Source organism: Dyadobacter sp. 3J3 (assembly GCF_009801115.1).
Classification (GTDB): domain Bacteria; phylum Bacteroidota; class Bacteroidia; order Cytophagales; family Spirosomataceae; genus Dyadobacter.
Genome location: NZ_VTOL01000001.1, coordinates 66,441 through 86,628, shown reverse-complemented (window position 1 = coordinate 86,628; position 20,188 = coordinate 66,441). Strand labels below are relative to the sequence as shown.

The window sequence follows — 20,188 nt, the reverse complement described above, 5'->3', positions numbered from 1 at the left end:
GAATAATAGGATGTACTATTTCAGCTCTTTTGCAGTATATATAATTGATCGCTGCTTTTGGTAAACCGGGTAAAAGCTGATTATTTCGTCTGTGTAATTGCAGTCTGGAATATTCTTCTACGTTGGGTTATTTCAAATTCACCAATCATGAACTTTATTAATACATATTTTCTCTTGAGAGTACTATGGCGTCCAATCTTTTAAAAATTCACCCCTCTGATAATGTTATTGTAGCGTTGAGGGATTTGCCAACCGGGGCAGAGGCGGAGTGGAACGGGGTAAGTTATCAGCTTCCTTACGGTGTTTCTTCGAAACATAAATTCGTAACAGAAGATATAGAAACAGGTGGTGCCATTATTATGTACGGCGTTTTGGTGGGTCGTGCAAAGCAGCCGATCAAACGTGGTGAACCGATCACAACTTTTAATTTAAAACACGATTCTCAGGATTACAGCACTGCCAATCGTCAACCTTATTTATATACCCAACCGGATGTAAGCCGTTGGGAAGGTCGTACTTTTAAAGGATATCACCGCGCCGATGGCCGCGTAGGAACATACAATTACTGGCTGGTTCTGCCGCTTGTTTTTTGTGAAAACAGAAACGTGCTGATCATGAAAGACGCTTTTGAGCGTGAACTTGGTTATGCACAAACGGATATGTACCGCGGACAGGTTGCGGAATTTCTGAAAGCATATCAGTCGGGTGATATGTCGAAGATGCAAAATCTGGGTGGTTTTTCTGAGCCAACAAGAGAGCAGCAAACGAAAAATCGCCCTTTCCCGAATGTTGACGGAATTAAGTTTCTGACACATGAAGGCGGTTGCGGTGGAACACGTACGGATGCAAACACGCTTTGTGCACTTTTTGCAGCGTATGCAGTGCACCCGAACGTAGCTGGAATTACGGTTTTGAGTTTAGGCTGTCAAAATTCGGAATTGCAGACTTTGGAAGACGAAATCAAAAAACGTGATCCGAATTTCAATAAACCGTTTTACGCTTTTGAGCACCAAAAAGGTACTGAATATTCTTTGGTTTCAGGAGCGATTAAATCTACTTTTTTGGGTTTGACAGAAATGAACAAACAGGAACGTGAAGACGCTCCTCTGTCCAAACTTAATGTTGGATTGAAATGCGGAGGTTCCGATGGTTTTTCAGGAATTTCAGCAAATCCGGTTTTAGGTCATTTGTCGGATATCATTGTGGGTTTGGGTGGACAAACGCTTTTGGCGGAATTTCCTGAACTTAACGGTGTTGAACAGGAATTGCTTAACCGTTGTGTGACAGAGGAAAAAGCAGCCAAGTTTGAAAAACTAATGCGTGAATATGCAGGAAAAGCCGAAGCCGTGGGTTCAGCTTTTGCCTTCAATCCTTCGCCTGGAAATATTAAGGATGGTTTGATTACCGATGCGATTAAATCGGCCGGAGCTGCCAAAAAAGGTGGGAATGCTTATATATCTGATGTTTTAAATTATACAGAAAGAGCAACAGTTCCCGGCTTGGCGCTGGTTTGTACGCCCGGAAATGATGTGGAAGCGACTACGGGACAAACAGCTGCGGGGGCGAATATCATTTTGTTTACAACCGGATTAGGAACGCCGACAGGTAATCCGATCTGTCCGGTAGCGAAAGTGGCGACCAATACAATTTTGGCCAACCGTATGCCTGATGTAATTGATTTTGACTGCGGACCAGTCGTTGACGGCTCTCAATCACTGGAAGAAAATGCAGATCATTTACTGGAATATGTGATCAAAGTCGCCAGCGGAGAACTTACGAAAGCGCAGCAATTAGGTCAGGATGATTTTATTCCGTGGAAAAGAGGGGTTTCTCTGTAATTTCTGAGTGTGATTTGATTGTGGATATAATTAACCCAAGGTTTTAACCTTGGGGCCAGAAATATCTCTTGGGAAGATCGGGATTTACTCCGGAGTGTTACGTTAAGTATCGAGTAAAGTTATATATCAAAAGTCTTTTCAAATAGACTCTTGATCTTTTATTAAATTGTAAAATACATGTTTGATTTAACTGGTAAAGTAGCATTGGTGACCGGCGGCGCAAGCGGAATCGGGTTAGCAATATCCCAAACCTTTGCAAAGCAGGGCGCACATGTCCATATTCTTGAACTTAATATTGATCTTGCCAATCAGGTTGTAGCTGATATTAAAAGTGAGGGTGGAAGTGCAGAAGCGCACGCCATTGATATATCAAAACAGGCTGATGTAGTAAGAGTTATTGACGGAATTGCTGAAAAAGCAACGATCAATATTTTGGTAAATAACGCCGGAATTGCACATATTGGCAAAGCAGATAATACGGCAGAAACAGATTTTGACCGTGTCATCAATGTCAATGTAAAAGGCGTTTACAATTGTCTTTTCGCTACAATTCCGCATTTGAAAAAAGCAGGTGGCGGCGTCATTTTAAACATGGCATCGATTGCTGCAACGGTAGGTATTCCTGATCGTTTTGCTTATTCTACTGCAAAGGGAGCTGTTTTTTCCATGACTTTATCCGTTGCACGTGATTATCTGGCGGATGGAATTCGTTGTAACAGCGTTTCTCCAGCCCGTGTTCATACGCCTTTTGTTGATGGATTTATATCAAAAAATTATCCGGGACAGGAAGCTGAAATGTTTGAAAAACTGTCAAAAACCCAGCCAATTGGTCGTATGGCAAAACCTTCGGAAATTGGTGCGCTGGCACTTTATCTTTGTTCAGACGAAGCATCATTTATCACTGGCTGTGATTACCTGATTGACGGAGGATTCGAAAAATTAAATAACTAATTATTTATAGGTTACACAGAGAACCACAGAGCAAAAAAGAGTTACACAGAGTTTTATTTTATTGAGTAAATTTTTTTATAAAAACTCTGTGTACCTCCTTTTCAACTCCTATTTCCTCTGTGTAACAACAAAACCTAGAAATCTATGAAACTTTTCCGCTTTGGCGCATACGAACAAGAAAAACCTGGTGTAGAACTAACAAACGGCGAATTGCTGGATGTTTCTGCTTTTGGTGAAGATTATAACGAGAAATTTTTTGCAACAGATGGATTAAATCGCCTGGCAGATTGGCTTACAACCAATTCAGAATCAGCGCCACGTGTTGAAAAAGGTTTTCGCTTTGGATCATGCATTGCAAGACCATCCAAAATAGTTTGTATTGGAATGAATTATGCAAAACACGCATATGAATCCGGTGCGACGGAACTTCCAAAAGAGCCGATTGTATTTTTTAAATCGACTTCTGCTTTGGTAGGGCCGAATGATCAGGTGATTATTCCACGCAATTCTGTGAAGACGGATTGGGAAGTAGAATTGGCGGTGATCATTGGCAAAAAAACAAGTTATGTTGAAGAAGCGGATGCCTTAAATTATGTTGCTGGATATGCTGTTCACAACGATTATTCGGAACGTGAATTTCAATTGGAACGTGGTGGACAATGGGTGAAGGGAAAAAGTAATGACACTTTTGCTCCAATCGGACCTTATTTCGTTCCTGCTTCGGAAGTTGCAAATGCGAATGATCTTAACCTTTGGTTGTCATTAAATGGCAAGAAGATCCAGGATAGTACAACCTCGGATATGATTTTCCATGTGCCGTTTTTGGTAAGCTACCTAAGCCAGTTCATGACTTTGCTTCCGGGTGATGTCATTTCAACAGGAACGCCAGCTGGTGTTGGTCTGGGTATGAAACCACCATTTTATTTGAAACCAGGGGATATTGTAGAACTTGGAATTGAAGGTTTGGGAGAACAAAGACAAGAAGCAATTGCCTGGAAAGCATTATAATTTCAGAATTTCGAATGAATTTTTGACAAAAACTTCATTCGAAATTTACATCAAAATATAAAAAATGGTAATCGATTCGCACCAGCATTTTTGGGTTTATGACGAGGAACGGGATTCCTGGATCACACCGGAAATGGAGAAAATACGTAAAAACTTCCTCCCGGCAGATCTTGAACCTGTATTAAAAGCAAATGGCGTTGATGGCTGTGTGGCAGTGCAGGCTGATCAGTCAAATCAGGAAACTGAGTTTTTGCTTCAACAGGCAGAATCCAATGATTTTGTCAAAGGAGTTGTAGGATGGATCGATTTACGAGCAGATAATTTGTACGATCGCCTTGAAGTTTGTTCTCAGTTTGAAAAACTAAAAGGTTTCCGTCATGTGGTACAAGGTGAACCTGAAGGTTTTTTAGAACAGCCGGATTTTATCAAAGGCGTAAGACAACTGGCGGCTTTTAATTTTACCTACGATATTCTGGTTTATCCAACGCAGCTGGAAGCCAGCTATACTTTTGTAAAACAATTGCCGAACGTTCGTTTTGTGTTGGATCATATCGCAAAACCTTTTATCAAAAAAGGAGAAATTGAAGGTTGGGCAAAAGATATCAAAAAACTTGCCGAACTACCAAACGTATCCTGCAAAGTTTCCGGAATGGTAACGGAAGCGGATTGGTACAATTGGAAAAACGAAGATTTTACTCCCTATCTGGATACAGTTTTCGAAGCTTTTGGATCAAATCGTATACTTTTTGGATCCGATTGGCCGGTTTGTCTGGTTGCTGCTGAATATGGAGCAATGAAAGATATTCTTGCAACTTACGTTGCTAAGTTATCAAAAGACGAACAGAAGAAGATCTGGGGCGATAACGCTGTGAAATTTTATTCTCTTGATTAAAGAAATATAGTTGTAATGAAAAGATATTGTCTGGCACTGGATTTGGTAAATGATGCAGAAATGATCGCGGAATACGAAGCGCTTCATAAAGCTATTCGCCCGGAAATCGCAAAGAGTATTCTGGATTCCGGGATCACACAAATGGAAATATTCAGGATTGCAAACCGTCTCTTCATGATCATGGAAACGGAAGATGATTTCAGTTTTGAAAACAAGGATGCCATGGATGCGGCAAATCCAAAAGTACAGGAATGGGAGCAGTTTGTCTGGAAATACCAGCAGGCACTTCCGTCAGCAAAAGAAGGTGAAAAATGGATCTTAATGGAACAGATTTTTGCTTTGGTATAAAAATAAAAGCTTAAAATAATAGAATTAGCCGATTGAAAAGTAACTTTTAAAACTAGCAAAACCAGCATACTCAACCACAGTTAGGAGAAACTTCCTGGAAAAAATCAAAGACAGATTACAATTTTCAGCCCAATGGTTTTAAATTATGGTTTGACCGGAGTCCTTTTACTTAGCTATTTGATAGATTGAAAAAGTTAGTACTGATTATCAGCTTAATAAGTTTGGCCATTACTTTATTATCCTCTCAGCCTCGTCGGCCGTTTGAGATAAAAGTGATGAGTTTCAATGTCCGTCATGGATTGGATTTGAACGACGAGTCAAATCTGATGGGGATATTGAAAGTAATAAAAGAAAACTCACCTCAGCTCATTGCCTTACAGGCGGTGGATAGTTTAAAAAATAACGGGAAAGTACAGTTTCAGTTGCGTCAGCTTGCTATTCAAACCGGCATGTATTACGCCTATGGAGTTGCAGATAGTACGGAACACGGTTCTCAGGGAGTTGGTCTATTGTCTAAATGGCCTTTTGAAAAAACGCAAAAGTTCAATTTGCCAATGACAAAAGGTTCGGATGCGCGGGTCTTGCAATGCGGACTGATTCATCCTACCAAAAATCTGACTTTTCGGTTTTGTAATGCGCGTTTGGAATATGCGTCCGTAGTTGACAGAGCTTTGCAAGCCGCTTTTGTAAACCAGATGTTACAGGGAAGTATTCAGCCGGTAGTAATTGGTATGGATATGGGAGCACGGCCGAACGAGCAGCCGTATTTTTCTTTTCGAAAAAAATGGCAGGATGCAGCTCGGGGATCACAAATGGAAACCTGGAATGAAGGCTTACCCGGCGATCGGATGGATTATATTTTTGTATTAATGAATAATAAGGTACGCGTGAAAAGATATAAGGTGATTAAAAATCATCCCGAAGTTTCGGATCACTATCCAATAATGGCCACCATTGAATTTTGGTAAAACACATGGATTATTCTCATTTAAAAATCGGATTATTTATTCCTTGTTATGTGGATCAGTTTTATCCACAGGTTGGGATAGCAACATTGGAATTACTTGAAAAATTAGGCTGTAAAGTTGGTTTTCCTCTAAACCAGACTTGCTGCGGACAACCCATGGCAAATTCGGGATTTGAGCATCTTACCAAAGATTGCAACCGTCTTTTTTATGATTCATTTGCAGCATTTGACTATGTTGTTTCACCCTCTGGAAGTTGCGTATTACATATCAAAGAGCATTTGAAGGTTGAAAACCAGGAGAATGATTCAAAAGTACTTCGTAAAAAAGTCTATGAACTGGTTGAATTTATAACCGATGTTTTGAAAATCGATGAAATTGAGGCTGAGTTTCCGTATCGTGTAGGTTTGCATCAGGGTTGTCACGGACAACGTGGACTGCATCTTTCACAGATGTCTGAGCTGAATGCGGCACCCTTTAACAAACCAGAAACGCTTTTGAAAAAAGTAAATGGTTTGGAATTGGTTGATCTGGATAGAAAAGATGAATGCTGTGGATTTGGCGGGACTTTTTGTGTGGCTGAAGAAGCTGTGTCTGTGAAAATGGGTAAGGATAGAGTTTCAGATCATATCCGACATCATGCTGAATATATTACAGGATCTGATATGAGCTGCCTTTTACATCTGGAAGGAATTTTGAAAAGAAAAAATTCTCCGGTGCAGGTGAAACATATTGCCGAGATTTTGAACAGTGCTGTTAAAAAACAAATACCGGTACCCAATCATTGAGCACCGGCATTTTACAAAGTTTTACGGAAATCAGAATCTGAGAAGAGTCAGTCGTTTAGTTGATTGAAGAAACGACACGGCTCGTTTTAGTCAAGATATCAAACGTTTGTGAAGCCTTCTCTTTTCCGTCCGTAATTTCGAATGTATAAGTACCATCCAAAAGAGTCGAAAGGTCGAAATATTTCACGTAGCTTGATTCAGGACGGTGACTTTCTGAAAAAAGGATATTTTTATCAGTATCAAGGATGCGTACACTTACAAGATTTGATACCGGATTTATATAGGCTACTCTGAATTGCATTGGTTTAACTTGCAGCACTGTAAGCTTGTTAGAAGCTGATTCAGTTTTATCTGAAGTTGCGATGGCGGTTTGTGCATTCACTGTAAATGCTGAACCTGATATAAGCATACCAATCAAGGCAGCTGTAAAGAGAGTGTTTTTGGCTTTCATAAGGAGTGAAAATTAAATTGTGTCTAAAAAAAGTTAAATAAAACTTTGATCAGACTCTGTTGCCCCGATCAAAAAACTTTGTGATTCAAAAGTATAACATATTGCAATACAATAAAATAGCAATTTTGAGATTTTGTAAAAGTTGTTTATTAAATAATTTGCAAACTTGAAATAATACAATGAATGTGAAAAGTACAATTCTTATTCTTTATAAAATACTATTATCTAATTGTTAACAAAACCATGTCAAAAGCTGTAATGGAACATGCGGACGCGGCGGACGTCTTTAATAAGGATGAATCGTACGTAGATTGGCATGACGAAACGCTCTGGTTTGTCCGAACAAAACGTGATAAATCCTCGAAATTATTGCCTGAATGGGAGAATTTACGGGAAACTGCGTCTCAGATAAAAAATTATGTGCTGTCTCATATGGACGAGCTGCTGGAAACATTTGAAAAAAATGCCAAAGCAAACGGAATCCATGTGCATTGGGCAGCTGATGCTGCCGAGCATAATGAAATTGTATTGGCAATTCTGAAACAGCATAATGTTGACAGAATGATCAAAAGCAAATCCATGCTTACCGAGGAATGTCATATGAATGATTTTCTTACTAAAAACGGAATTGAAGTGATCGATACAGATTTGGGCGAACGGATTGTACAGCTTCGTAATGAGCCGCCAAGTCATATTGTTTTGCCTGCTATACATTTAAAGAAAAAAGATATCGGTGACCTTTTTCATGAGCATTTGGGAACAGATGCCGGAGCAACCGATCCGCAATATCTGACGGAAGCGGCCAGACAACATTTGCGTGATAAGTTTTTGACAAGAAAAGCTGCCTTAACCGGCGTCAATTTTGCTATTGCAGAAACGGGTGGTTTTGTGGTTTGTACCAATGAGGGGAATGCGGATATGGGCGCGCATCTGGCTGATGTGCATATTGCTTGCATGGGTTTTGAAAAACTGATTCCGTTGCAGGCGCACCTGGGCGTTTTTCTCAGACTTTTGGCAAGAAGTGCAACCGGACAACCCGTAACTACATACAGCAGTCATTTTAAATCACCACGGGAAGGCCAGGAAATGCATTTGGTCATTGTAGATAACGGCAGAAGTGCGCAGCTTGGCCGTGCCGATTTTCGGAATTCGTTGAAATGTATTCGCTGCGGTGCTTGTATGAATACTTGTCCGGTATATAGAAGAAGCGGCGGACATAGTTATCATAATGCTGTCGCTGGCCCGATTGGTTCAATTCTGGCGCCCAATCTGGATATGACTAAAAACGCAGATCTTCCATTTGCAAGTACTTTATGCGGGAGCTGCACCAATGTTTGTCCTGTGAAAATCGACATTCATGACCAGCTTTATAAATGGAGACAGGTTTTGGTTCAAGGCGGACATGTGCCGCAGGTGAAAGAAATTGGTGTGAAAGCAATGTCTATGGTTTTGTCTCAGCCGAGATTTTATCAATGGTCAGGCAGGTTAGGACGTTCGGTGATGAGGACTTTACCTTTTATGGTAAACAATTCTTTGAACCCCTGGTTCAAACAAAGAGAAATGCCGGAGCCGCCGAAGGAAAGTTTCAGAGATTGGTATGTGCGAAACCGCGAATAAGTAAAGCATGGATAAGATTATGAGCTCACGTGAAAAAATTCTTCAGCAAATAAAGCTGAACAAACCGACTGGATCGGTTCTGCCGCTTCAATATACCTACGAAAGTGATTATGAAAATACAGAAGCAAAGTTTAAAGAAATTCTGGAAGCGATTTATACAGAAGTGATCGTGGTGGATTCGCTTGCTGATTTAAAAATAAAAGTTGACGAAATGTATGCGGGTGTTGTCAATAAGGCGACAACAATTCCTGAGCTGGCGGACTGGGCGGATTTTAGCTTACAAATGGCTGACCCGCATGAACTGGAAATGATTGAAGTTGCGATTTTGCAGGCGGAGTTTGGTGTAGCAGAAAACGGCGCGGTATGGATTTCTGATAATCATTTGCAACACCGTGCACTGCCTTTTATTACACAAAATCTGGCATTTGTCATTCCAAGAAATGCCCTGGTCAATAACATGCACGACGCTTATAAAAGATTAACGGATACAACCGGCTGGGGATGTTTTATCGCTGGTCCTTCCAAAACAGCCGATATTGAGCAATCATTGGTGATCGGTGCGCATGGTGCCAGAAGTATGGTTATCTTTTTAGTGGAGAATTAGTTATCAATTAATATCAGGATAGTTTTAAAGTTAGTCTGTAAAAAAGTTCGTCTGCCGCTTACTTTCTTATATTTTTGCAGATATTACCAGTTGCATTTTTTGCTTTGGCTGCGTAATTGGGCCAACTAATAAACTTTGAAAGTATGCCAAAAATAATTGTTGCGATTGACGGCTATTCAAGCTGCGGCAAAAGCACCACCGCCAAGCAAGTTGCAAAACAACTGAACTATGCCTACATAGACACGGGAGCAATGTACCGTGCCGTAACATTGTTTTTTATCCAGAATCATATTGCTGTTTCCAATCCCAAAGAAATACAAAAGGCGTTAAGCGATATCCATATTACTTTTCGCAGAGATAAAATAAAAGGTACTAACGACACGTATCTCAACGGATTAAATGTTGAGAATGAAATACGCAAAATGTACGTTTCAGAGCAGGTGAGTACCGTAAGTGCCGTTGCAGAAGTGCGTCACGCATTGGTTGCCCAGCAGCAGAGAATGGGAAAAACCAGAGGAATTGTCATGGACGGCCGTGATATCGGAACGGTTGTTTTTCCACAGGCAGAACTTAAAATTTTCATGACTGCTGACCCGATGATCCGCGCGCAGCGCCGCCAGACTGAATTATTGGAAAAAGGAGAACTGATTGGCTTGCAGGAAATCGCTGACAATTTGAAAATGAGAGATCATATCGATACCACGCGTACGGAAAGTCCATTAAGGCAGGCCGATGATGCGATTTATATTGATAATTCTTTGATGACATTGGACGAACAAGTAGAAATGGTTGTCCGGCTGGCTGACGAGCAAATTGGTCTGGTACTTCGTGGTCGTGAAACAAAGTAAAATTTCATGACAGAAAATCTCGATTCGTTTTATGATTATTTAATTGTAGGACAAGGTATTGCAGGAACTTCACTGGCCTGGCATTTACACAATTCAGGTAAAAAAATACTGGTGGTTAATGATTCTTCATTACCATCTTCTTCAAAAGTGGCCGCAGGTATTTTCAATCCGCTGACGGGAAAAAAGCTTGTGAAAACCTGGCTGGCGGATGATATTTTTCCTTATGCCCAGACTTTTTATTCGGGGCTTGAAGAAAAGCTGGATGCTAAAATCATTCATCAAACGTCAATTTACAGACCTTTTCGATCCATAGAAGAGCAGAATTCGTATTTATCCCGGACGTCAGATCCCGGAATTGCTTCATATATACAGGATACTAAACGTGAAATAATTCCTGAACATGTTCATACGCCTTATGGCGGAATGGAAGTAATTCAATCCGGCTGGGTCGATTTGCCCGTTTTACTTGAAAAAAGCACAGAATATTTCACGAAAAATAATCTGCTTTTAGAAGCACCGTTCGACGCGAAAGATTTAATTTTTTCAGAAGAACATGTAATTTGGAAAGATAAAACGTTTGATAAAGTAATCCTTTGTCAGGGATATTTGGCCAAGGACAATAAGTATTTCAGCTGGCTGCCGTTTACACCCGTTAAAGGTGAAATTCTCGAAGTGGAAATTGAAAACATAACGGGAGATCAGATCGTCAATCAGGGTATTTTTATTCTTCCTGTTTCCGGGACAGCATGCAGGGTAGGAGCGACATATTCCTGGGAAAACCTGAATTGGGAAATTACGGAAATCGCACGGGAGGAGTTGGAGGAAAAATTGAAACCGATATTAAAAGTACCATATAAAATCTCGGGGCAGTCTGCCGGAATTCGGCCTTCTTCCCATGACAGAAGGCCTATGCTGGGAATTCACCCGGATCAGCCGAGGCTTGGAATATTTAACGGACTGGGCACAAAAGGTGTCACATTAGCTCCGTTTTTCGCGAAGGAGTTAGCAGAATATCTGGTCCATCATAAAGAATTGAGTGAGGCAGTGAATATTAAGAGGTATTTTTCGTTATATTTCCGTTGAAGTAAGCAGGAGAAAAATGAGCATAAAATTTATACACAAGCTAGCTATATCGGGTTCTATTTTCGCGTTACTTTTGGTAAGCGTCGAAAGTATTGCACAACGTTATCCCTCCCAGGAAGTATTCGGCAAAAACCGCGTGCAGAACAAAACCTTCACCTGGAAGATTTTCAGAACAACAAATTTCGAAATTTATCACTATCAGGGTGGAACAGCAATAGCCAAACTTACGGCTCAATATGCTGAAAATGAATTCGATAGAATTACTGATGTTTTAGGGTGGACGCCTTATACCCGTGTCAAAATATTTCTTTACAATTCTCCGCAGGAGCTCGAACAAAGCAACATGGGGTTATCAAAAATTGATAATCTTGATGAAAGAAAACTGGACCTGGGACAGTCCCGGGTTGAGGTTGCGTATACAGGTGATCAGATTGGATTCAAGAAAAAACTGGTAAAAGATATCAGTCTTCTTTTTGTTTACGACATGCTTTATGGCGGAAATATGAAAGAAGCGCTTCAAAGTTCGCTACTTCTTACACTTCCTGAATGGTTTATGACCGGTGCTGCCGCCTATATTTCAGAAGGATGGTCGCCGGAACTTAACGATTATATGCGTGATTTTTTGAAAAACCGCAATGTCAAAAAACCAACTTTACTTACAGGAAACGATGCAACACTGATCGGGCACTCGATCTGGAATTATATTGCTGAAAAATACGGACGCGATAAAATGTCGGATATCCTTAATCTTACCCGAATCATTCGCACGGAACAAACCAGTATTACCAGCACACTAGGCGTCCCTTCTTACAATCGTTTTTTAAGAGACTGGCGTGCTTATTACCTGAATATCAATAAAAAAGCAGAGCAGTTTTACACAGATCCGGCTCCTGTCTGGAAATACAAACTGAACGAACTGACTGCCAATGATGCCAACGCGGTAATCAAACTTTCTCCGGATAAAAAGTGGACGGCAGTAAGTGAAATGAAGAACGGCCGTTACAGGGTGTATTTATTTGATAGCGAATCTGGCTCTAAAAAATTGATTCGTCAGGGGAAACTTGACTTCATGGGTGGCAGGTTAAGAACTCAGGCACCTCTTTTAGGCTGGTCCAGAAATAATACGCTTTCGATACTTGCGTCCGAAAATGGACATCAGAATTTTTATCAATATGAAAATCTTGATTCTAAAAAGATAAGAATAAAGCTGAGACGGGTTCTTCGCAGCCTGGATCAGGTGAGCGATATGGATGTTTCGAACGACGGCACAATGCTTGCGATCAGCGCGGATAAAAACGGACAAAATGATTTATTTCTGGTAAGTGTTTCCCGTGCTTCAATGACAGGCCTTACCAACGACTTATATGATGATGTTTCGCCAAGATTTGTTCAGGGTTCATCAAGAAAAGTGGTATTTGCTTCAAACCGCCCAACAGATTCTCTTGGAACGGATAAAGGGAATTTTAAAACCATGTCTTCCGGTTTATCTCTTTTCGAACACGACGGAACGCCAAGAGCGGAAGTTATAACGAGATTGACAGCACTGGATCCAAAGGTGAAAGTTGCGCCGATATATGCAGATGAAAATGACGTTTATTATTTGTCAAATATCAAAGGCGTAAATAATGTATTCAAATATAACAAGGCAGCCAATGCAAGCTCGCAGTTAACCAATTATATCTATAACATCAGAAGTGCAGATATTTCTTTGAAATCAGGCGGAGCTATTGCTTATACTTATTTGAACGACGGTTATTACACCGCGGCATTTAAAAATGGATTTGATGCAAACGCATCGCTTCAGACACCTTCGCTTATTAGAGGTGATGTGGTAGGAGGGAGTGAAACAAAACCTGTTATTTCGGCTGTTGCCAAACCTGATTCTGTCTCTGCTCCTGTGAAGGAAGAACCTTCTAAACTCGCTTTGAAAGAGGGTGAAGTGGATACGGATAATTACGAATTTGATGAAGAAATTCTGAAAACTTTTGAGTCACGCCAGAAAAGAGGAACATTCCCAACTACCCCGGCACTGACAAGAACTAAGGCAACACGTGAAAATATTGCTATAAAAGGTCCTTACAATTACAAAGGGTTGTTTATTACCAATGATGCAAGTTCAGACTGGCGCATCGATCCGGTTCGTGGTTTTGGATATGCACAAACCATTTCAATGAATGATTTACTTGAAAATCATGTGATCAAAGCAGGGCTGTTTATTTCTTCGAATTTCCGGAACAGTAATCTTTTTGCAGAATATAATTACAACGCACGCCGTGTTGACTTTGGGGTAAGAATCGACAGACAAGCTTTGTATATTGATTCGGAAGTGGCGCCTCAGAAATATCGCTTCAATAAGGTAACACTTTCAGCTTCCTATCCATTTTCTACAACAAGCCGCTTTACGCTTGCTCCGATGTTCGCATCAACAAGAAATATCGATCTAATTCTGACAAATCCTGATTTGAAATCAAATTACGGTGCGTTAAGAATGGAATATGTATTTGATAATACGCGTACAAACGGACTTAATATGATGCAGGGAACCCGGTTCAAAGTTCGTTATGACACCTATATGGGTTTATCTAACAGCAATGAAAGTTTCAACAGAGTAAGTCTGGATTTCAGGCATTATCAAAAAATCCACCGTGATCTGATACTTGCGGTAAGAGTTGCAGCAAGTCATTCCGGAGGAAAAGCGGCGAAACAAAGTGTTTTGGGAGGTATGGAAAACTGGATTGGAAACAAAAAAGATTCTCGTACAACGGGTGTTAATGCCCTGGATTTCTCAAAAGATAACCGAGATATTTTCTTTACTGACTTTGCTACAAACCTGAGAGGATTTAATCTGAACCGTTTATCGGGGACCAGTTACATGCTGGCAAATGCTGAGTTGCGGATCCCTTTGATTAAATATTTATACCGTGGGGCCATCACTTCGAGTACTTTAAGGAATTTCCAGATTGTTGGTTTTGGTGATATTGGTACAGCCTGGACAGGAAAAGGACCTTTCAGTGAGAAGAACAGTTTGAATACAGAAATAATCGGAAGCGTTGAAGATCCTTTCAAAGCAACCGTTACCAATTATAGAAATCCATATTTGATGGGCTACGGTATTGGAGCCCGCACAACGGTTTTCGGTATTTATGTTAAATTCGATTATGCATGGGGCGTTGATAACGGCTCGACAAACAAAGCGATTCCTTATGTTACTTTGGGATATGATTTTTAAAATTTGTCAAGTTATTTTATAATTTGAAAGAAATTTGAAATGGCAGGAGATTGATTCTCGTGCCATTTTTTTTACAAAACCCGAACCTTTTATTTAAGTAAAAATGATAACAAGTTTTCGAAACAGTATTTTATCATCTGTGCTGATTGTTTCCTTTCTTTTTTTGAACGATCATAATGTTTTTGCTCAGCGGGAAGTTTTATATGAGCAATATCTGCAAAATCCGATGGCTATAAATCCGGCATTTACAGGCGTTCGCGAGACATTTAATATGACAGCGATGTTTCGTAGAAAGTGGTTTACTATTCCCAATTCTCCTTCCAGTCAGACTTTTGCAGGTGATGGTACGATTTCAAACGGAAAATTTGGTATCGGTTTCCAGGCACTGAATGATCAAACAAGTTATTTCACCACAACCGCTTTTTCTGCCTCTTTTGCTTATCACTTAGGAATAAATGATAAATGGAAATTGGCTTTGGGTGGACAGGGTGGCATAAATGTTTTACCTGTTTTTGATACACAATCAGCGCTGAGCAGTACTAACAGAGCGTTAGGTAGTTTTGGATTGGGTGCCTGGCTTCATTCGGATGATTTTTTTATAGGCGTTTCAAAACCAGAAATTTTATCTCAGAAATTTGGGCAGCAGAGCATTGCTAATTTTTACCGTCGTCCTCTTTACGTGATGCTTGGAGGAAGTTATCCTCTGGCGGAAGATGTGAAGTTATTGCCAAATCTTCTTGTTGTCCAGGAAAAGGATTACAAACTGAGGGTAGATTTTGGAGGACGTGTCTGGTTTAGTGAGAAAGTCGGGATCGGTGCAACTTATCACGCTGGCGGCGCATATTCATATGGAGGGTCGAATATTAATTATTTGCAATTATCTGCTGAGGCTCAGGTGGGTAAGAATATAAGGTTGGGATATTTTTACAGTACACGACAAATTGAACAAATTAACATAGTTTCCAATGCGCCCAAAGGAATTCACGAGCTAATGCTGAAGTTTGTTCCCAACCCGAATGGCTTCCAGAAGTATTGAAGTAAACATAAGGTGAATATCTCCGAACATGTTTAGTAAAAAGGAGATTTTTTGCGTTTTGTTTACATAAGTCTCGTAACTTTGTGCGGTAAATGAAATAATCACATTTGTGATGGATAAATACACATATATAGCAAATTCCGACGCCGCTTACATAGAGGAATTATACAATTCCTATAAGCAAGATCCAACCTCCGTAGACGAAGGTTGGCAAAAGTTTTTTGAAGGGTTCGATTTCTATCAGAAGTTCCCCGCCAACGGCAATGGACATGCCAATGGCGCCACCAATGGAAAAGCAACTGCAACGCCTGGAAAGGTTGATGCATCGCAGATCCGAAAGGAAATGGAGGTGGTTCATTTGATCCGTGGTTATCGTTCAAGAGGTCATTTATTGGCCACTACTAACCCGATACAGAAGAGAAAAGATCGTCAGCCACAATTGGAATTGAGCGATTTTAGTCTGGGACCTGAGGATCTTGATTCAGTTTTTGAAGCAGGAACCGAAGTTTTTGGACGTCCTGCTACTTTACGTGAAATTGTCGATTCTTTAAAAACGATTTATACAGGAAATATCGGATTTGAATATCTCTACATCCGCGACCGGGAACAGAAAAACTGGTTACGGAAGAAAATTGAGAAAGAGGCGTTGAACATGTCTTTTTCGATTGATGAGAAAAAACATATTCTTTCGAAATTGAATGAGGCGGTAGTTTTTGAAAATTTCCTTCACACAAAATACCTTGGTCAGAAACGTTTTTCACTTGAAGGTGGAGAAACAACAATTCCTGCTCTTGACGCGATGATCAACAAAGCGGCAGAAATGGGTGTGGTGGAAGTGATGATCGGTATGGCGCACAGAGGTCGTTTGAACGTACTTGCTAACGTGATGCAGAAAACATACGGACAGATCTTCAATGAATTTGAAGGTAATTTGCCTGATCAGGTTTGGGGAGATGGCGACGTGAAATACCATATGGGTTACGCAAGCCAGATCACTGCTGAAAACGGAAGCCAGGTTCATTTGAAACTTGCTCCTAATCCGTCACATCTTGAAGCAGTAAATCCGGTAGTTGAAGGATATATCCGCGCAAGAGCTGATGGCATGTACGAATCGGATTACGACCGTGTTCTTCCGGTGATTATTCACGGAGATGCTGCGGTTGCCGGCCAGGGAATTGTTTATGAAGTTACACAGATGTCTGGCCTAAATGGGTATTACACAGGTGGAACAATCCATTTTGTGATTAATAACCAGGTTGGTTTTACAACGGATTTTGTTGATGCACGTACCAGTATTTATTGTACGGATGTTGCCAAAGTGGTTGATGCGCCTGTTCTTCACGTAAATGGTGATGATCCGGAAGCTGTTGTATTCTGTATGAGACTTGCTGTTGAATATCGTCAGAAATTCAACAAGGATATCTTTATTGATATGGTTTGTTATCGCCGTCATGGCCATAACGAAGCCGACGAGCCTAAATTTACGCAGCCAACGCTTTACAAATCAATAGAAAATCATCAGAACCCACGCGAAATCTATCAAAAGATTTTGGCAGATCGCGGTGATATTGATGCACAGCTGGCAGCTAATATGGACAAGGAATTCAAGACTCTTCTTCAGGAGCGTCTTGATATGGTAAAACAAAAGGCTTTGCCTTACGTTCTGCCAAAACTTGAACAGGAATGGCATAGTCTGAGAAAATCGACGCCAACGGATTTTGAGAAATCACCTGAAACCGGTGTTCCTCTTGAAGTTCTGGAAAAAATAGGAAAAGCCATCATCAATACGCCGGAAGATTTCCAGCGATTGAAACAAATTGACAAACTTCTTAAAGATCGGGAACAAATGATTTTTGAGAAGAGGGAAGTAAACTGGGCTACCGCTGAGTTGCTTGCTTATGGATCAATTCTGGTTGATGGAAATATTGTTCGTTTAAGCGGACAAGATGTTCAGCGTGGTACTTTCTCCCACCGTCATGCGGTTTTACATGATGTTGAAACTAATTTTTCTTACAGCAATTTAGAGCATATTCAGGAAGACCAGGGGCCTTTCATGATTTATAATTCTTTGTTGTCAGAATACGCGGTGTTGGGTTTTGAATTCGGTTATTCGATGGCAAATCCAAATGCGTTAGTAATCTGGGAAGCTCAATTTGGAGATTTTGCCAATGGTGCACAAGTAATTATTGATCAGTTTGTAACGGCAAGTGAAACGAAATGGGACCGTTGGACCGGCCTTGTGATGCTTCTTCCTCATGGATATGAAGGTCAGGGACCAGAACATTCAAATGCGCGACCTGAACGTTACCTGCAATTATCTGCTGATTATAACATCATCGTTGCGAACGTTACCACGCCGGCTAACTTTTTCCACATGATGCGCCGTCAGTTGGCATTCCCATTCCGTAAGCCTTTAATCGTGATGTCACCAAAGTCGATGTTAAGACATCCGTTGTGTGTATCTCCGCTTGAAGATTTGACGAAAGGATCATTCCAGGAAACAATTGGTGATACTTTTGTTGATCCTAAAAAGGTTACAAAAGTGTTGTTGTGTACAGGGAAATTGTACTATGAATTGTACGAGAGACAGCAAAAAGACAAACGTGATGATGTTGCCATTATCCGTTTGGAACAAATGCATCCGTTCCCGCAGAAACAAATCGACGAACATCTTGCACTTTATGAAAATGCGAAAGTATTTTGGGTACAGGAAGAGCCTTTTAACATGGGTGGATGGACTTTCATGCTTCGCATGTATGCCGGTGCTAAACCATTGGAGGTTATTGCCCGTCGTTCAAGTGCCTCGCCGTCAACAGGATTCTCGAAAATCCATGCCCAGGAACAGGCAGAGATTATTCGCAGAGCATTTGAATAGGTATTCAACAGGTTATAAAAGACATAATTCGTTCATCATATTGCTGTAAAAATGGCTGAAATTGAAATAAAAGTACCGCCGGTTGGCGAGTCAATTACTGAGGTTACGATAGGGAACTGGTTCAAAAATGACGGTGATTTTGTGAAGTTGGACGAGGTAATTTGCGGACTTGATTCTGATAAGGCGACGTTTGAACTTACTGCGGAGTCGGAAGGTGTTTTGCATATTAAAGCACAGGAAGGCGACACATTAAATATCGGTGAATTGATCGCTACGATTGATCCATCAGGAAATGGTGCTGCTGCGGCGGCGCCTGCACCAGTTGCGGCTGCTCCTGCAGCACCGGCACCTGCTGAGGAAAAAGCGCCAGCTGCGGCTCCGGCTGCACCTACGCCAGCTGCTGAGGTGAAAATTTATGAAATGAAAGTTCCTGCGGTTGGAGAATCAATCACAGAAGTTACAATCGCTTCATGGAGCAAAAAAGACGGAGATCACGTAGAACTGGACGAAATCATTTGCGAACTTGAATCGGATAAAGCAACTTTTGAATTGCCATCTGAAGCGGCCGGTACTTTGAGGATTGTTGGAAATGAAGGTGATACACTTGCAATTGGAGCAGTAATTTGTACGATTGAAGTAGGTGCCGGAAGTTCTGCTCCGGCTGCTCCAGTAGCGGCAGCTCCTGCTGCAAATGGCGCTGAGGCTGATAAGGGTTACTCAGAAAAACATACTTCTCCTGTTGCTGCCAAAATTTTGGCAGAAAAGGGAATCGATCCTAAGGATGTGAACGGTTCTGGTTCAGGTGGAAGAATAATGAAAGACGACGCTTTAAAAGCGGGTGCTAAACCTGCGGCAGCTCCTACTCCGGCAGCAGCAAAACCTGCGGCACCATCGGCTCCTGCGAAAGTTGCAGCTCCTGGTGAACGTGGACAGCGTCGTGAAAAACTGTCGTCGCTTCGTAAGACAATCGCAAGGCGTCTTGTGGCTGTGAAAAATGAAACAGCGATGCTTACAACTTTCAACGAAGTTGATATGAAGCCGGTAATGGATCTTCGTAACAAATTCAAAGATAAGTTCAAGGAAAAACATGAAGTTGGTCTTGGCTTTATGTCATTCTTTGTAAAAGCAGTTACGGTTGCTTTGAAAGATTTCCCTGTTGTGAATGCATATCTGGACGGCGAAGAATTGGTTTACAATGATTACGCTGATATTTCGATCGCTGTTTCTACACCACGTGGTTTGGTCGTTCCGGTGATCAGAAATGCAGAAGATCTTTCTTTCTCCGCTATTGAAAAAGAAATTGTTCGTCTGGCTGTTCGTGCCCGTGATGGAAAGTTAGGCTTGGATGAAATGTCAGGCGGAACTTTCACGATCACAAATGGTGGAACTTTCGGTTCAATGCTTTCTACACCGATTATCAACGCGCCACAATCTGCTATTATGGGAATGCATAATATAGTGGAACGTGCTGTGGTAGTAAACGGAGAAATCGTTATTCGTCCAATTATGTACCTTGCACTTTCTTACGATCACCGTACGATTGACGGAAAGGATTCGGTTAGCTTCCTTGTTCGTGTAAAACAGTTGCTTGAAGATCCAATGAGATTATTGCTTGATATGTAATCCTGTAATATTTCAATATATTAGGCCCATCG

General features: G+C 41.0%; 16 protein-coding genes. 15 read left to right on the top strand and 1 reads right to left on the bottom strand.

The features are described 5' to 3' along the window. Positions 1-185 precede the first annotated feature (185 nt). From FZF08_RS00370 to FZF08_RS00340, 7 genes are all read left to right on the top strand, one after another. Positions 186-1,838 carry a UxaA family hydrolase gene (locus FZF08_RS00370; protein WP_159466649.1) on the top strand — a complete coding sequence of 551 codons (1,653 nt, stop codon included), beginning with the start codon at positions 186-188 and terminating at the stop codon, positions 1,836-1,838. Positions 1,839-2,015: 177 nt separating this feature from the next. Beyond that, the gene (locus FZF08_RS00365; protein WP_159466648.1) at positions 2,016-2,789 is read left to right on the top strand and encodes an SDR family NAD(P)-dependent oxidoreductase; all 774 of its coding nucleotides are present in this window, start codon (positions 2,016-2,018) and stop codon (positions 2,787-2,789) included. Between the two features lie 144 nt (positions 2,790-2,933). After that, a complete protein-coding gene (locus tag FZF08_RS00360; RefSeq protein ID WP_159466647.1) occupies positions 2,934-3,797 on the top strand; it encodes a fumarylacetoacetate hydrolase family protein in 864 nt (287 codons plus the stop codon). Between the two features lie 64 nt (positions 3,798-3,861). Then, the gene (locus FZF08_RS00355; protein ID WP_159466646.1) at positions 3,862-4,689 is read left to right on the top strand and encodes an amidohydrolase; all 828 of its coding nucleotides are present in this window, start codon (positions 3,862-3,864) and stop codon (positions 4,687-4,689) included. Between the two features lie 15 nt (positions 4,690-4,704). Then, positions 4,705-5,037, top strand: coding sequence for an L-rhamnose mutarotase (locus FZF08_RS00350; protein WP_159466645.1), 333 nt, complete (start codon positions 4,705-4,707; stop codon positions 5,035-5,037). Positions 5,038-5,222: 185 nt separating this feature from the next. Further along, positions 5,223-6,005 (top strand): endonuclease/exonuclease/phosphatase family protein, encoded by a 783-nt coding sequence (locus FZF08_RS00345; RefSeq protein ID WP_229216364.1) that lies wholly within the window; start codon positions 5,223-5,225, stop codon positions 6,003-6,005. Positions 6,006-6,010: 5 nt separating this feature from the next. Continuing rightward, on the top strand, positions 6,011-6,790 hold the full coding sequence (locus tag FZF08_RS00340; protein WP_159466644.1) for a (Fe-S)-binding protein: 780 nt from the start codon (positions 6,011-6,013) through the stop codon (positions 6,788-6,790). A 55-nt stretch (positions 6,791-6,845) separates the two neighbouring features. On the opposite strand, the gene FZF08_RS00335 is transcribed toward FZF08_RS00340, so the two are convergent. Next, positions 6,846-7,241 carry a hypothetical protein gene (locus FZF08_RS00335; protein WP_159466643.1) on the bottom strand — a complete coding sequence of 132 codons (396 nt, stop codon included), beginning with the start codon at positions 7,239-7,241 and terminating at the stop codon, positions 6,846-6,848. A gap of 243 nt (positions 7,242-7,484) precedes the next feature. On the opposite strand from FZF08_RS00335, the gene FZF08_RS00330 reads away from it, so the two are divergent. The 8 genes from FZF08_RS00330 to odhB all read left to right on the top strand — a co-directional run bounded on the left by FZF08_RS00330 (position 7,485) and on the right by odhB (position 20,156). Next, entirely contained in the window at positions 7,485-8,858 is a 1,374-nt protein-coding gene (locus FZF08_RS00330; RefSeq protein ID WP_159466642.1) for a lactate utilization protein B, read from the top strand. 7 nt (positions 8,859-8,865) lie between these two features. Then, positions 8,866-9,462 (top strand): LUD domain-containing protein, encoded by a 597-nt coding sequence (locus FZF08_RS00325; RefSeq protein ID WP_229216363.1) that lies wholly within the window; start codon positions 8,866-8,868, stop codon positions 9,460-9,462. Positions 9,463-9,605: 143 nt separating this feature from the next. Beyond that, positions 9,606-10,310, top strand: coding sequence for a (d)CMP kinase (gene cmk / locus FZF08_RS00320; protein WP_159466640.1), 705 nt, complete (start codon positions 9,606-9,608; stop codon positions 10,308-10,310). Positions 10,311-10,316: 6 nt separating this feature from the next. Then, positions 10,317-11,393: an FAD-binding oxidoreductase gene (locus FZF08_RS00315; RefSeq protein ID WP_159466639.1), complete on the top strand. Its 1,077-nt coding sequence runs from the start codon at positions 10,317-10,319 to the stop codon at positions 11,391-11,393. Between the two features lie 16 nt (positions 11,394-11,409). Beyond that, positions 11,410-14,622, top strand: coding sequence for a hypothetical protein (locus FZF08_RS00310; RefSeq protein ID WP_159466638.1), 3,213 nt, complete (start codon positions 11,410-11,412; stop codon positions 14,620-14,622). Between the two features lie 103 nt (positions 14,623-14,725). Beyond that, entirely contained in the window at positions 14,726-15,658 is a 933-nt protein-coding gene (locus FZF08_RS00305; protein WP_159466637.1) for a PorP/SprF family type IX secretion system membrane protein, read from the top strand. 112 nt (positions 15,659-15,770) lie between these two features. Further along, the gene (locus tag FZF08_RS00300; RefSeq protein WP_159466636.1) at positions 15,771-18,533 is read left to right on the top strand and encodes a 2-oxoglutarate dehydrogenase E1 component; all 2,763 of its coding nucleotides are present in this window, start codon (positions 15,771-15,773) and stop codon (positions 18,531-18,533) included. A gap of 51 nt (positions 18,534-18,584) precedes the next feature. Then, on the top strand, positions 18,585-20,156 hold the full coding sequence (gene odhB / locus FZF08_RS00295) for a 2-oxoglutarate dehydrogenase complex dihydrolipoyllysine-residue succinyltransferase (protein WP_159466635.1): 1,572 nt from the start codon (positions 18,585-18,587) through the stop codon (positions 20,154-20,156). The last annotated feature ends 32 nt before the right edge of the window (positions 20,157-20,188 follow it).

Excerpts from the sequence above, each read along its gene's own strand:
- FZF08_RS00370 (WP_159466649.1), top strand. The coding sequence starts at position 186 with ATGGCGTCCAATCTTTTAAAAATTCACCCCTCTGATAATGTTATTGTA.
- FZF08_RS00365 (WP_159466648.1), top strand. The coding sequence starts at position 2,016 with ATGTTTGATTTAACTGGTAAAGTAGCATTGGTGACCGGCGGCGCAAGC.
- FZF08_RS00360 (WP_159466647.1), top strand. The coding sequence starts at position 2,934 with ATGAAACTTTTCCGCTTTGGCGCATACGAACAAGAAAAACCTGGTGTA.
- FZF08_RS00355 (WP_159466646.1), top strand. The coding sequence starts at position 3,862 with ATGGTAATCGATTCGCACCAGCATTTTTGGGTTTATGACGAGGAACGG.
- FZF08_RS00350 (WP_159466645.1), top strand. The coding sequence starts at position 4,705 with ATGAAAAGATATTGTCTGGCACTGGATTTGGTAAATGATGCAGAAATG.
- FZF08_RS00340 (WP_159466644.1), top strand. The coding sequence starts at position 6,011 with ATGGATTATTCTCATTTAAAAATCGGATTATTTATTCCTTGTTATGTG.
- FZF08_RS00335 (WP_159466643.1), bottom strand. The coding sequence starts at position 7,241 with ATGAAAGCCAAAAACACTCTCTTTACAGCTGCCTTGATTGGTATGCTT.
- FZF08_RS00330 (WP_159466642.1), top strand. The coding sequence starts at position 7,485 with ATGTCAAAAGCTGTAATGGAACATGCGGACGCGGCGGACGTCTTTAAT.
- FZF08_RS00325 (WP_229216363.1), top strand. The coding sequence starts at position 8,866 with ATGGATAAGATTATGAGCTCACGTGAAAAAATTCTTCAGCAAATAAAG.
- cmk (WP_159466640.1), top strand. The coding sequence starts at position 9,606 with ATGCCAAAAATAATTGTTGCGATTGACGGCTATTCAAGCTGCGGCAAA.
- FZF08_RS00315 (WP_159466639.1), top strand. The coding sequence starts at position 10,317 with ATGACAGAAAATCTCGATTCGTTTTATGATTATTTAATTGTAGGACAA.
- FZF08_RS00310 (WP_159466638.1), top strand. The coding sequence starts at position 11,410 with ATGAGCATAAAATTTATACACAAGCTAGCTATATCGGGTTCTATTTTC.
- FZF08_RS00305 (WP_159466637.1), top strand. The coding sequence starts at position 14,726 with ATGATAACAAGTTTTCGAAACAGTATTTTATCATCTGTGCTGATTGTT.
- FZF08_RS00300 (WP_159466636.1), top strand. The coding sequence starts at position 15,771 with ATGGATAAATACACATATATAGCAAATTCCGACGCCGCTTACATAGAG.
- odhB (WP_159466635.1), top strand. The coding sequence starts at position 18,585 with ATGGCTGAAATTGAAATAAAAGTACCGCCGGTTGGCGAGTCAATTACT.